This is a genomic window from Rhodopseudomonas sp. BR0C11 (genome assembly GCF_010820945.1).
Taxonomy (GTDB): Bacteria; Pseudomonadota; Alphaproteobacteria; order Rhizobiales; family Xanthobacteraceae; genus Rhodopseudomonas; species Rhodopseudomonas palustris_H.
On record NZ_QTKI01000100.1, the window covers coordinates 1 to 13,403 of the forward strand.

Annotated in this window: 11 protein-coding genes; 3 read left to right on the forward strand and 8 right to left on the reverse strand. The window is 64.6% G+C overall.

Annotated features, from left to right (window positions below; translation table 11 throughout):
• Positions 1-15 precede the first annotated feature (15 nt).
• The gene (locus DYI24_RS10385) at positions 16-777 is read right to left on the reverse strand and encodes an SDR family NAD(P)-dependent oxidoreductase (RefSeq protein ID WP_164572236.1); all 762 of its coding nucleotides are present in this window, start codon (positions 775-777) and stop codon (positions 16-18) included.
• A gap of 108 nt (positions 778-885) precedes the next feature.
• On the opposite strand from DYI24_RS10385, the gene DYI24_RS10390 reads away from it, so the two are divergent.
• Entirely contained in the window at positions 886-1,668 is a 783-nt protein-coding gene (locus tag DYI24_RS10390) for an SDR family oxidoreductase (RefSeq protein ID WP_164572237.1), read from the forward strand.
• A 48-nt stretch (positions 1,669-1,716) separates the two neighbouring features.
• Here DYI24_RS10390 and DYI24_RS10395 read toward each other — a convergent pair whose 3' ends face one another.
• Positions 1,717-2,343 carry a response regulator transcription factor gene (locus tag DYI24_RS10395; RefSeq protein WP_107343665.1) on the reverse strand — a complete coding sequence of 209 codons (627 nt, stop codon included), beginning with the start codon at positions 2,341-2,343 and terminating at the stop codon, positions 1,717-1,719.
• Between the two features lie 426 nt (positions 2,344-2,769).
• Here DYI24_RS10395 and DYI24_RS10400 point away from each other — a divergent pair, with 426 nt between their 5' ends.
• Positions 2,770-5,361: a hybrid sensor histidine kinase/response regulator gene (locus tag DYI24_RS10400; protein WP_164572238.1), complete on the forward strand. Its 2,592-nt coding sequence runs from the start codon at positions 2,770-2,772 to the stop codon at positions 5,359-5,361.
• 33 nt (positions 5,362-5,394) lie between these two features.
• Here the strand turns inward: DYI24_RS10400 and DYI24_RS10405 are convergent, their stop codons facing one another.
• From DYI24_RS10405 to chpT, 6 genes are all read right to left on the reverse strand, one after another.
• Entirely contained in the window at positions 5,395-6,645 is a 1,251-nt protein-coding gene (locus DYI24_RS10405; protein ID WP_164572239.1) for an EAL domain-containing response regulator, read from the reverse strand.
• A 229-nt stretch (positions 6,646-6,874) separates the two neighbouring features.
• Complete coding sequence (locus tag DYI24_RS10410; RefSeq protein ID WP_107343662.1) at positions 6,875-7,189, reverse strand: pilus assembly protein PilZ; 315 nt, start codon at positions 7,187-7,189, stop codon at positions 6,875-6,877.
• 11 nt (positions 7,190-7,200) lie between these two features.
• The gene (locus DYI24_RS10415) at positions 7,201-8,076 is read right to left on the reverse strand and encodes a CheR family methyltransferase (RefSeq protein ID WP_164572240.1); all 876 of its coding nucleotides are present in this window, start codon (positions 8,074-8,076) and stop codon (positions 7,201-7,203) included.
• 52 nt (positions 8,077-8,128) lie between these two features.
• A complete protein-coding gene (locus tag DYI24_RS10420; RefSeq protein ID WP_174270123.1) occupies positions 8,129-8,599 on the reverse strand; it encodes a chemotaxis protein CheW in 471 nt (156 codons plus the stop codon).
• A gap of 26 nt (positions 8,600-8,625) precedes the next feature.
• On the reverse strand, positions 8,626-11,448 hold the full coding sequence (locus DYI24_RS10425; protein ID WP_164572241.1) for a hybrid sensor histidine kinase/response regulator: 2,823 nt from the start codon (positions 11,446-11,448) through the stop codon (positions 8,626-8,628).
• 190 nt (positions 11,449-11,638) lie between these two features.
• Complete coding sequence (chpT, locus tag DYI24_RS10430) at positions 11,639-12,295, reverse strand: histidine phosphotransferase ChpT (RefSeq protein ID WP_164572242.1); 657 nt, start codon at positions 12,293-12,295, stop codon at positions 11,639-11,641.
• A gap of 133 nt (positions 12,296-12,428) precedes the next feature.
• Here chpT and DYI24_RS10435 point away from each other — a divergent pair, with 133 nt between their 5' ends.
• Positions 12,429-13,256, forward strand: coding sequence for a 3'(2'),5'-bisphosphate nucleotidase CysQ family protein (locus DYI24_RS10435; protein ID WP_164572243.1), 828 nt, complete (start codon positions 12,429-12,431; stop codon positions 13,254-13,256).
• Positions 13,257-13,403 lie beyond the last annotated feature (147 nt).

Genomic DNA, 13,403 nt, shown 5'->3' on the forward strand with positions numbered 1-13,403 from the left:
AGGTGAAGGAGTCGCCTACCCCAGCAAGAATCCGCCATCCACCGTCACCACGCTGCCGGTCATGTAGCGCGAGGCGTTGGAGGCGAGCAGCAGGATGGCGCCGTCGAGGTCGGACTCGTGGCCGACGCGGCGTTGCGGAATGCTCTTGAGCAGCTTCTCGCCGGCCGGCGTCGACCACAGCTCGCGATTGATGTCGGTGTCAATGTAGCCCGGCGCCAGGGCGTTGACGCGGATGCGCGAGCTTGCGAGTTCGAGCGCCATCGCTTTGGTGGCCTGGATGATGCCGGCCTTCGAGATCGCGTAGGGCGAGACGAATTTCAGCACGCTCTGGCCGAGCACCGAAGCGATGTTGACGATGTTGCCGCCCTGCTGGCGTGCGATCATCCGGCGCGCAACTTCGGTCGCCAGGAAGTAAGCGCCCTTCAAATTGGCGCCGATCACCTTGTCCCAATCGGCCTCGGTCTGATCGACCGCAAGTTTCTCGGTGGCAACGCCGGCATTGTTGATCAGCACGGTGATCGGGCCGATCACGGCCTCGGCCTGATCAAGCGCCGCGGCCATCGAGCCGAGATCGGTGACATCCATCCGCACCGCCACGGCGCGGCCGCCGCCGTCCTTGATCTCCTGTTCCAGGCTTTGCAGCTTGTCGATCTGTCGCGCAGCCAACACGATCGCGGCCCCGCGCGCGGCGAGCACGCGCGAGAATTGGCGGCCCAGCCCTTGCGATGCGCCGGTGACCAGAATGACTTCGTTGCTGACGTCGAACAGTTGATCCATGCCGCGTTTCCCGTTGATGCGTTATGCGTTGCCCTCCCCTTACCATGCCGGAGCGGGATGGCTAGAGTGCCGGCCGCATCGACATCGCCATGCATCCGGGAGTGAAACGTGGATCTGGGAATCAAGGGTCGCCGCGCGCTGGTGTGCGCATCGAGCAAGGGACTAGGCCGCGGCTGCGCTGCGGCGCTCGCCGCCGAAGGCGTGCATGTGACGATGACTGCACGCGGCGCAGAGGCGCTGGCGCAGGCTGCAGCGGAGCTGCGCAAGGCTTATCCCGATGTCGAGATCATCGAGGTCGCCGGCGACATCACCACGCTGGAAGGCCGCGCCGCCGCGCTGGCGGCCTGCCCGGAACCGGACATCCTGATCAACAATGCCGGCGGCCCGCCGCCCGGCGATTTCCGCAACTGGACCCGCGACGATTGGATCAAGGCGCTCGACGCCAACATGCTGACGCCGATCGAGCTGATCAAAGCGACGGTCGACAAGATGATCGAACGCAAGTTCGGCCGCATCGTCAACATCACCTCGGCCGCGGTGAAGGCACCGATCGATGTGCTCGGCCTGTCGAACGGCGCGCGCTCGGGCCTGACCGGTTTCGTCGCCGGCCTGTCGCGCAAGACCGTCCGCCACAACGTGACCATCAACGCCCTGCTCCCCGGCCCGTTCGACACCGATCGGCTGCGCGGCGTCGCGGCCGGTCAGGCCAAGGCGTCCGGCAAGCCGGCCGAGCAGATCCTGGAAGCGCGGAAAAACGAAAACCCGGCGGGACGCTTCGGCACGCCGGACGAATTCGGCGCCGCCTGTGCGTTCCTGTGCAGCGTCCACGCCGGCTACATCACCGGCCAGAACCTGCTGCTCGACGGCGGCGCGTTCCCCGGCACGATGTAACGGCCGCCCGACGGCAAGAGACCGGCGGGGATGCCGCCGGTCTTCGACTTACTTCGGCGCCGTCATCACGATGCGCACCAGATCGGTGGCATTGCGGGCGCCGAGCTTCTTCATGATGTTGGCGCGGTGATACTCGATGGTGCGCGGGCTGATCCCGAGCTGGCGGCCGGCTTCCTTGTTGGTATTGCCGGACGAAAACAGCTCGAGCACTTCGCGCTCGCGCAGAGTCAGCGGCTCCTTGCCGGGGAAATTGTAGGAAGGGGCCTTGCTGCCCTGGCCGGCATCGCGCCGCCGCGAGAAGGCCTCGATCGCCTCCTCCACCCGTGACACGATCTCCTTGCCGCGGAACGGCTTCTCGATGAAGTCGAGGGCGCCGTTCTTGATGGCGTTGACGGCCATCGCGATGTCGCCTTTGCCCGAGATCATGAAGATCGGCGCCGGGTAATCCTCAGCGTGCAGCTCCGCCAGGATGTCGAGACCCGACCGGCCGGGAATGTGAACGTCGAGCAAGATGCAAGCCGGGCTGCGGTTACGCGCCACCGCAAGCAACGATTCACCGTCAGCGAAACAGATCACCTGATAGCCCGCCGCCGAGAGCACGATCGACAGTGTCTCGCGCACCGCCGGATCGTCATCGACAACGAAGACTTCTCCTCCCGATGCCTGTTCGTTCATTACACGACCTCCCGGTAAAACCTTGAATGGAACGTACCGTTCAACTGCAGCCCGTAATTCTACGGGGAACCAAGTTAACGCGAAGACAGCACCAAACCGTTATGGTGATCTCAGAAACGTGCGAGGTCGCCGGTGTTATCTGCTTCCACCCCTACTAAGTAAGCGCCCGCCTCGAGCGTCGCCCGCAACACTCTCATCTAGTACGAACCAACCGACCGGGAGTTTCCCGATATCCTCGATTAGAACCTAAGTTCCCGAATATCATTATGAACCGGATTCGAGCAAGCAAGCGCTATCAAAACGGCGAAGGCCGCGGGGATAAACTCCGGCGGGCACCGTTGCTGCGCTGCTTCCATCAAGACGCCATCGGCGCGCGACGGGGCCCCGCTCCGGCCGCAGATCATTGACCGGGAGCCCGTTCGTCCGATGCTGCCGCCGACCCGCCCGAACCTCAAGCGATCGCTGGTGGCCCTCCGCGTCACGACGATCGTGCTGATCGCCACCATCGTCGGCACCAACCTGATCTTCCTCGGCAACCTGCGCGAAAGCACGCTGCAGACGGCAGAGACCAATCTGGAGCGGTACACGCTGACGCTCGCCGAAGAGGCCGATCGGTCGTTCAAATCGATGGACCTGCTGCTTTCCAGCATTCGTGATTATGTTAGCCGCGCCGGCGTGACCGACAGTGCCTCCTACCGACGGCTGATGTCGCAGCAGAGCGTGTATTCGCTGCTCAGCGAGAAGATCACCGGGATGCCGCAGGTCGACGCCGTCACCATGATCGACGAGACCGGCAAGCTGATCAATTTCTCGCGGTATTGGCCGATCCCCAACGTCGACATCTCCGATCGCGACTACTTCCAGGCCCTCAGCAGCGATCCGGCGCTGACCTCGTTCGTCAGCGCTCCCACCCGGAACCGCGGTTCCGGAACCTGGAACATCTACCTCGCTCACCGTCTGAACGATGCCAGCGGGGGTTTCATCGGCCTGCTGCTCGGTGCGATTTCGGTGCAGTATTTCGAGAACTTCTTCGCCGCCACATCCCCGGGGACCGGCACCGAAATCTCCTTGATGCGATCCGACGGGACGCTGCTGGTCAACTATCCCCACTCGGACCGGCTCGGCACCGTCGTGACCGACGCCGGCCGCCTGGCCTTGGCCGCAGGGGGACGCCAGCGGGAGGCTGCGGGGCCGAACAAACGTCTTCGTGTGACGCGGATGCTGCCGAACTACCCGGTCGTGGTCCGTGTCACGCAACCGGAGGACAGCGCACTGCAGAGCTGGCAGGACATGGCCGCGCTGATGATCGCGATGTCGGTGATCAGCGCGCTTGTCATCATCACCGGCAGCGTGGCGATCGCACGCTGGTGGGGCAAGCAGCATCTCTATGCCGAGGCGGCCGAGGCGGCGAGCGCGGCCAAATCCAGCTTCGTGGCGATGATGAGCCATGAGATCCGCACCCCGATGAACGCGGTGATCGGACTTGCCACCAACCTTCTGGAGACGCGCCTCGACGCCGAGCAACGCCTGGCGGTGACCAGCATTCACGATGCCGGCGACAACCTCCTGCAGATCCTCGACGACATCCTCGACTTCTCCAAGCTCGAAGCCGGCCGCCTCAGCCTGGAGCCGATCCCATTCGCACCGCGCAGCATCGTCGACAACACGCTCAGCGTCATCGGACCGCGCGCGGTCGCCAAGGGCTTGGTGATCCGTCAGGAAACGCGCGGCGATATGCCCGAGGCACTGACCGGTGACGCCGGCCGTATCCGGCAGGTCCTGCTCAATCTGATCTCGAACGCGGTGAAGTTCACGACCTCGGGCGGGATCACGATCACGACCGAGTGCATCTCGCGCGACACAACGAACGCGCGGATGCGCTGGATCGTCACCGACACCGGCATCGGAATCGCACCCGACAAGATCGACTCGCTGTTCAAGGATTTCGTGCAGGCGGACAGTTCGATCAGCAGGCGGTTCGGCGGATCTGGACTTGGTCTTGCGATCAGCAAACGGCTGATCGAACAGATGGGCGGCAAGATCGGCGTGACCTCCACGCCGGGGAGAGGCTCCGAATTCCACTTCTCGCTGACGCTGCCCATCGCCGACGATGTGGCTCCGCCGGAGCAGGACGACCAGACCGTCTATGCGCAATTCCGCGCCCGGATCGAGGCCGCCGGCCGGCCGCTGCGGGTGCTGGTGGTTGACGACAATCCGACCAACCGGGCGATCGCAGCGCAGATGTTGGGCGAGTTCAGGGTCCAGACCAATACCGCCTGCGACGGCACCGAGGCGGTCACCGCTGCGACCCGCTTCAGCTACGATGTCATGCTGATGGACGTGCGGATGCCCGAGATGGACGGGCTCGATGCCACGAGGGCAATCCGCTCACACGGCGGAGCGCTCGCCAATGTCCCGATCATTGCCTTCACTGCCAATGCTTTCGCCGAAGATGCCGCCGCCTGCCGCGACGCCGGCATGAACGATCATGTAGCCAAGCCGGTCCGCAAGAAAGCACTGATCGAAGCGATCCTGCGCGCGCTGCCGCCGCTGCCGGCTGCAGAATCTCCTCGCCTTGTGCCCGCCCCTGCGCCGCTCGCTCCGCCCCCGGCTGACAACGTCGAACAGACTGCAGCGCCGTCGGATCTCGCTGGCGCGGGGCAGCTCTATGTCGGCCGCAAGGCGTTCGGCCATCTGGTCGAGGAGATCGGCGAGGATGCGACGCTGGCGGTGCTGTCGGTGTTCGCACGCGACACCGAGGCCAGGATCGCCCTGTTCGATACCCTCAACATCGCCAGCGAACGCCGCCGGATCGAACGCGAGGCGCATTCGCTCAAGAGCGCGGCGGCCACCTTTGGACTCGACCACCTGTCGGGACTGGCGCGCGAGCTAGAGCACGCCGCGCCGCATCTGACGCAAGCCGAATACGTGGCGATGACCAAGCAGATCAAAGCGGCGTTCACCGCCGCACGCCGCGTGCCGGCCGACGACAATCAACTGGTGGAACTGGCGGGCTGACGCCGGATCGGGATATGCGCGACGCTTGAGCGCTCAGGCCTCCCGCTGCAACGGCACTACGGCCGCCCGCGTTGCCGGAGGACGCGCCATCCAGCCGTGATACCACTCGACGAAGGCATCCTGGCGCAACGCACGAGAGAACTCGAACCCCTGGCCTATATCGCAACCGAGGGCATCGAGAGCGTGCCAAGTTGCGGCATCTTCGATGCCTTCGGCCACGACCTTCATGTTGTACTGATGCGCGATCGCGACCGAGGACGACACGATCTTCCACATGTCGGCATCGGTCAGGCAGTCTTTTACGAAGGAGCGATCGATCTTCAATTCGCTGAACGGCATTCGCGCCAGCGCCGACAGCGACGAATAGCCGGTGCCGAAATCGTCCATCGAGATGCCGATGCCCTTCAGCCGCAGCCGAAGCAGCACGTCCATGGCGCGGCCGACATCGGCCATCGCGGTGGTTTCGGTGACCTCGATCATCAGCGACCGCGCCGGCACGCCGATCTCGGCGAGCAGGTGCTCGACTTCCTCCGGCAGCGAGGTGTCGGATAACAGCGAGGCCGACAGATTGACCGCCACGACGAATTTCGGCTCGGTCGGAAGAAACGCGGCAGCGAACGTCATCGAGTCCCGCAGCATCCGCAGCGTCATCGTCTTGATCAGCCCGCCCTGCTCGGCGAGCGGAATGAAAACATCCGGGCCGACCGGACCGAACGTCGCGCTGTCCCAGCGTGCCAGCGCTTCGCAGCCGGTCACTCTACCTGTGGCGAGATCAATCTTCGGCTGAAACGCGGCATAGACTTCACCATCGTCGAGACCGCGGCGAAGATCTTTCACCGTGATCTCGGACAGGCGCGCATCCACTCCGCGCCGCGACGATGCGGCTCCCTGGACCGGCGCCAGCGCACCGCGCAGCAGCGCCAGATCGATCGGCTTGGGCAGCGAAATGGTGTCGAGCATCCCCACGGCGTGGGCCATCCTCACCGTGGCATTGAGGATGCGCTCCTCGCATCCGCTGATCACGATGATCCGACGCGGCTTGGCCTCGGTCTCAGCGATCAGCCGCAGCAGTTCGATGCCGTCGTGATCGCCGAGCGACAGATCGATCGTGATGTAATCGAACCGGCCGGTCGCGAGACGCGCCGCCGCTTCTTGATAGGACGAAGCGAAATGCGGGCGGTAGCCGAGCTTGGTGCAGACACCGCTGACGATCGCCCCCTGAACCGGATCATCGTCGACGACGAGAACGTCGATCGCCGGATTATGGTTGGTTGGATCTACCATCGCCGTGCTCGCCTGCCAGAGCTCCTTGAAAGCGTCGCTTATGCTCGGCTTTTTCCTCACCCGAACTGACCGATCAGGTCGGAAACGAACCGACCTTCGCCAACCAGAACGCGAACCGATCCTATCACTCGACCGTTGAAAGAAGCGTTTGCAGAAACCAGAGTCGCGTCGCCTTCGGAAAATCGGTTAGCAATTCCCTGCCGAATTTGACGCAATTTAGAATCCGGGCTCAGGCCATCCGGTCGTCGCGGCTGGAGGATTTGACGCTCTTGTTGCGGGTGCTGAGGAAGCGCACGTCGATCTCCGAGCCGTTGACCCGGATCAGCTCGCAGCGGCGGTAGGCAAGACCGGTCGACGACAGCAGAAGGAAGAACTCCTTCAGGTTGAGGCCTTCGATCGATCCTTCGAGCTCGAGCTCGGCGTCGACACTCGACACCGCCTTGAGAACGCAGTTGCGCCGCCAAGTGCCGTCGATGCCCATGATCCAGACGTTATAGCCACGCCCGAAGGACACCCGTTCCGGTCCGCCACTCTCGGACGCCACTTCGTCCTCCTTTATCGCCCCGTCAGGGCGCCCGCCTTCAAGCCGCCGAGCGCAAGCCCGGGAGCCGTCGAGGCGGCAGAACTGTTCGGCAGGTACACGCCGCGCCGTTTCGGACAGATCCGGTAGGAGTCGGTGAGACCGACCACAGTCTCGGCGGCGCCGAGAAATAGGTAGCCGTCCGGCTCGTTGACCTTCATCAGCCGGTTGAAGATATCAGATTTTGTCGCCTGGTCGAAATAGATCAGCACGTTGCGGCAGAAGATCACGTCGAACTTGCCGAGCGCGGTGAAGTCCTGCAACAGATTGAACAGACGGTACTGCACCATCGATCGCACGTCGGCATTGAGCTGCCACATCGTACCGACCTGCTTGAAGTACTTCACCAAAAGCTGGATCGGCAGGCCGCGCTGCACCTCGAACTGGGTGTAGAGACCGGCTTTGGACTTCTCCAGCACTTCGGGCGACAGGTCGGTGGCGACGATCTCGATCCGCCAGCCGGCGAGTTCGGCGGACTTCTCCTTCAGCAGCATCGCCAACGAATACGGCTCCTGGCCGGTCGACGACGCCGCGCACCAGATCCGCAGCGACTTGCGACCCGCGCGCGCCTTGATCAGCTCGGGGATGACGCTGTCCTTGAAGTGATCGAACGGCGTCTTGTCGCGGAAGAAGAACGTCTCGTTCGTGGTCATCGCTTCGACCACGTCGTTAATCAGCGAATCCGATCCGGCCTTCATCTTCTGCACCAGATCGGTGATCCCCGGCACGCCAGCCTTGCGGGCGAGCGGCAGCAACCGGCTCTCGAGCAGGTACTTTTTATCAGCCGACAACACCAGGCCGGAACGGTCCTTCAGCAGCTTTTGCAGGTACTCGTAATCGAGCGGTGTCATGCGGTCCTTCCCGGGAGATTCGAGGGCGGTGAGCTGAGTTCGGCGCGCTACATCAAGCAGCCATACGTTGAGTTGCGATTTCGAGCACTTTGTCGACGTCGAGGACGACCATGAGCTGTCCGTCGAGGCGGTGGACACCGTTGGCGAAGGAAGCCATGCGGGGATCGAGGTTGACCGGGTTGGTCTCACGGCCCTCGTCCGGCAGGGTCAGCACTTCGCCGATGGAGTCGATCAGAAGGCCGTAGGATTCGCCGCGCAGGTCGACGCCCATCGCCATCGGCGGCTTGCCGTCCTGGTTCTTGGGCAGGCCGAGCCGGGCCCGCATGTCGATCGCGGTGACGATCCGGCCGCGGAGGTTGAGAACGCCGGCGACATCGTCCGGCGCCAGCGGCACCCGGGTCAGCCGTTCCGGCATGAACACGTCCTGCACCCGGCTGATCGGCAGCCCGAACAGCTGCCCGCCGATCATCGCGGTGGCGAACTGGGTGGTGTTGCCGCTGATCGCGTCGATGGTGCGGCTCATCGCGGGGGTGTCCTTCCTGGTCTCGCTCATGCCGCCTGCTCCAGCACTTCGGGCGTCGCATGCATCGTGGTCTGCTCCTTCAGCGCCGCGATCAGGCCGGGACGGTCGAACTTGGCGATGTAGTCGGTCAGACCGGCCTGGCGGCCGCGCTCGATCGCCGCCGGCGACACCAGCGAACTCAGCGCGATCACCGGCAGGCTCGACATCTTGGTGTCGGAGCGGATCGCCTCGGCGAACTCGAAGCCGTTCATCTCCGGCATCTCGATGTCGGTCAGGATCACGTCGAACTGCGCACCCGAGCGCAGCACGGCGAGGCCCTCGACCGCCGAGGTCGCAACCCGCACCTTGTAGCCCGCCGCCTTCAGCACCGGACCCAGCATGTTGCGGAAGAACGCACTGTCATCGACCAGCAGCACCGAGCGCGTGGTCATCGTCTGCCGCATCTCCTTGCGCGCCAGCCAGTCGGAGAACGCCATCGGCAAGAAGTGCGCGACGTCGATCACTTCGGTGGCCTGGCCCTTGATCACCGCAGAGCCGAGAATGCCGTCGCGGCTGGAGCCGACCTGGATGTGCAGATGCTCCTCGACGATGTCGACGATCTCGTCGACCACAAGACCCATCGACCGATCCTCGTCGGCGAACACCAGGATCGGCTGCACGCCGCTTGTGGCGACATCGACGCCTTCCATCAGCACCAGCGGCATCAGCTGGTCGCGGTATTGCACCATGTAGCGGCCGTTCGACCTCTCGATCTTGTCGGAGGCGATCTCTTCCAGGCGCGTCACCAGCGACAGCGGCACCGCCTTGGGCTGGCTCGAGCCGGCGCGGAACACCAACAGCGAGGTGAGCTGTTCGGCCGAGGCGTTGCGGCTCGCCGCCGCCTGATCGGAGATATCGTGCTGCGCCGACACAGCAGTGCCGAGCGCCTGCGCGATCCCGTTCGGATCGACGATCATGATCACCGCGCCGTCACCCAGGATGGTGTTGCCCGAGAACATCCCGATGTGACGCAGCTTGGTCGACATCGGCTTGACGACGATTTCTTCGGTGTGGAACACGCCGTCGACCACGATGCCGAAGGTCTGGCTGCCGACCTGGGTCACCACGATGAAGCCGTTCTCCGGCTCGCTATTGGCGCCCTCGTCGATGCCGAGCAGCTTCTTCAGATGGATCAGCGGCAGCAGCTTGTCGCGCAGCCGGAGGACCGGGGTGTCCTTGATCCGCTCGATGCGGTGCTCGGAGTTGGCCCGCGCCCGCACCAGTTCGACCACCGCCAGCTGCGGGATCGCGAACCGGTCGCCGCCGGCCTCCACGATCAGCGCCGAGACGATCGCCAGGGTCAGCGGGATCTTGATGGTGATGGCCGAGCCTTCACCGGCGACCGACTTCACTTCAATCGTGCCGCCGATCTGGTCGATATTGGTGCGCACCACGTCCATGCCGACGCCGCGGCCGGACACCGAGGTGACGGCGGCGGCGGTCGAGAAGCCCGGCGCGAAGATGAACTTGTGGATCTGCGCCTCGGTCATCTTCTCGAGTTCGGCCTCGGTGACCAGACCGTTGGCCAAGGCCTTGGCCTTGATCCGTTCGGTGTCGAGCCCGCGGCCGTTGTCGGCGATGCAGATCACGATATGGCCGCCCTCATGATAGGCGGACAGACGGATAGTGCCCTGCTCGGGCTTGCCGGCGCGCGCCCGGTCCTCGGGCTTCTCCAGCCCGTGGTCGGCGGAGTTGCGCACCATGTGGGTGAGCGGGTCCTTGATCAGGTCGAGCACCTGGCGGTCGAGCTCGGTGTCGGCACCGTGCATCTCCAACTCGATGTGCTTGCCGAGTTCGGCGGCCAGATCCCGGACGATGCGCGGCAGCTTCTGCCAGGCGTTGCCGATCGGTTGCATCCGGGTCTTCATCACCCCGTCCTGCAGCTCGGCCGTCACCGTCGACAGCCGCTGCAGCGGCACCTTGAACTCGTTGTCCTCGTGGCGCCGGCTGATCTCCAAGAGCTGGTTACGGGTCAGCACCAGCTCCGACACCATCGTCATCAGGTGTTCGAGGGTATCGACATTGACCCGGATCGACTGGTTGGCGACGCCGCCAGCGGCACCACCTTCAGCCGCGCCCTCGCCTTCGCCGCCGGACTTCTTCGCCGCCGGCTTGGCGGCGGGTTTGGCGGGCTTGGCCGGCTTCGGCTCAGGCTGTGCAACCACCTCGGCCACGACCGCCGGAGCCTCGCTCACGGCCGGCTGCAGCGGCGGGGAAGCCATCTCGATCTCGGTCTCGCGGAAGGCGCGCTCCAGCTCGTCCAGCGACACTTCACCCGGCCGCAGCGGACGCTCCAGCGTCTGCGCCACCAGGGTGCCTTCGGTCGAATTGGCGTCGGCCGCAACAACTTCGGCAGCAGCTTCGAGTTCGGCCACAGCAACCTCGGCAACGTCCACCGGCGCCGCGCCGCCGAGCTCGGCCGCGATCTCCTCCGGCGAGCGCATCGACAGCCGCTCCAGCTCCCCGATCAGGTCGCCGTCCTCGCCCTCGGGCTCGGCCTGGGTCGCCTCCAGCTGGGTCAGAATGTCCTTGATCCGGTCGATCGTGGTCAGGATCAGCGTCACCGCCTCCCCCGTCACCGGCATCCCGTCCCGGAATTTGCCCATCAGGGTCTCGGCCGCATGCGCAAGCGCTTCAAGCCGCGGCAATCCTAGAAACCCGCACGTCCCCTTGATGGTGTGAACAAGACGAAAAATATTGTCCAATATCTTCGCGTTGTTCGGCTCCTGCTCAAACCGGACCAACTGGTTGTCAACCGTGTCCAGGCTCTCGAAGGTCTCCGTCAAAAACTCACGAAGAAGATCGTCCATACGCGTGGCCTTCACTGCACGCGGGCACGCGACCGTCGCCAATGCCCGACTAATGCGGCCACTGTGTGCGGAAAGCGTTTAATATTGGTTGCAGGCCGCGGGACGATGCGGCGGAAGTTCAAATAGTTAGGACCTTCGTACGATCCCGAGGCTAAGCGTCAATACAATCTTCACTATATCACTGCGCCTCTCAGGACGCAGTTACCACCATGGTGTCGCCTTCCGGCGCAAGTGACACGGCCAATCCGCAGGCCTGCGCGAGCAGCCGCGTGTAGTACGGCTGCACGCCGTGCGACTCGATCGGGCCGCTCTGCGTCCCGTTGAGCAGATCGACGATGTTGTGCGGCGTGCGGGCATTAATACCAGCCGCAACGATGCGGAACGACAAATTGTCGCCCTCACCGATCGGATCGACCGTCAGCGTACCACCGCGCGGAATCGTCTGCTGAGCAATCACCAGCATGTTGAGCAGCAGCTTGACGCGGTTCTTGGCGAGCAGCAGCCGCGGCAGATTCCACGCCAGCTTGGTCTTGTCGTCTTCGAGGTGACCGCGCGCCATGTTCTGTGCGTCGCCGAGATCGATCTGCGCGCCGGCCGAACCGGCCGCACCGAACGCCAGCCGGCAGAACTGCAGCCGGGCCGATGCGGTTTTGGCGCTCTTTCTAATCAATTCGAGCGCGAAATCGCGATCTTCCTGTTTGGAGCTGTCGTCGAGCACTTCCAGGCCATTGACGATCGCACCGACCGGGCTGATGAGATCGTGGCACACCCGCGAACACAGCAGCGCCGCGAGCTCCAGCGCGTCGGGTGCGGGAGCCTGCACAGCGGGAGATTGGGTGTCGGACATCAGTCTGTTCCTCGGAAAACCGCTCGCAAGACGAATCAGCCTTGGTTAATGGCTTGATACACTGCGGCCGCAGGCAGTGCCAACACAACGGTCCGACACGAACAGGACCACCGACGGAGGATGACACAGCTTGATGACTGCCGCGTTCGAACAGCCCGCCATCGTTTCCTCCGAGCACGCCGCAACTCTGCTCGAACCGCTCACCGAGCTGGTGCTGCGCGCCGGGGCGGCGATCATGGCGATCCCCCGCGACGCCAAGGTCACCCAGAAGCCCGACGGCTCGCCGGTGACGCCCGCCGATCTCGCCGCCGACCGGGTGATCGCCGAGGGGCTGGCGAAGATCGCGCCGCACGTCCCGGTGCTGTCGGAGGAGTGCTGCAGCAACGGGCGGCCGACATCGGGCAGTTTCTTCGTGGTCGATCCGCTCGACGGGACCAAGGAGTACATCGCCGGCCGCGACGAATTCACCGTCAACCTGGCGCTGGTGTGCGACGGCCTGCCGGTGCTCGGCATCGTCGGCGCGCCGGCTCAGGGGATCGCCTGGCGCGGCGCGGTCGGCCATGGCGCCGAACGGCTGACGGTCGCCGCTGACGGGATCAGCTTCACCGCCAGCCCGATCCGCACCCGGACGCTGCCGCAGCCAGGCGAGCCGTGGATCGCCACGGTCAGCCGGTCGCATCTCGATGCCGCCACTGTCGCTTTCATCGATGCCCGCCCAGGCGCCGTGCACGCGACGCTGGGATCGTCGCTGAAATTCTGCTGGATCGCCGAAGGCAAGGCCGACATCTACCCGCGGCTCGCATCGATCTGTGAATGGGACATTGCGGCCGGCGCCGCGCTGGTCATCGCCGCGGGCGGCAAGGTGACCGACCGGACCGGCGCACCGCTGCGGTTCGACGAACCGCGACCGAACTTCATCGTGCCGGAGTTCATCGCCTGGGGCGATCGCAACGGCAGCTAACGTTGAAGCTATTCGGCGAGCGTCGCCAACAGTCCCGGCCAGCGCTCGCGGGCGTCGTGGAGATAGCGCTCCGGGTTGGCCGCGAAGGCGTCGCGGTTTTCCTCGCGATCGAACAGATACAGCCGCCGGCCGCTCATCAGCCAGATC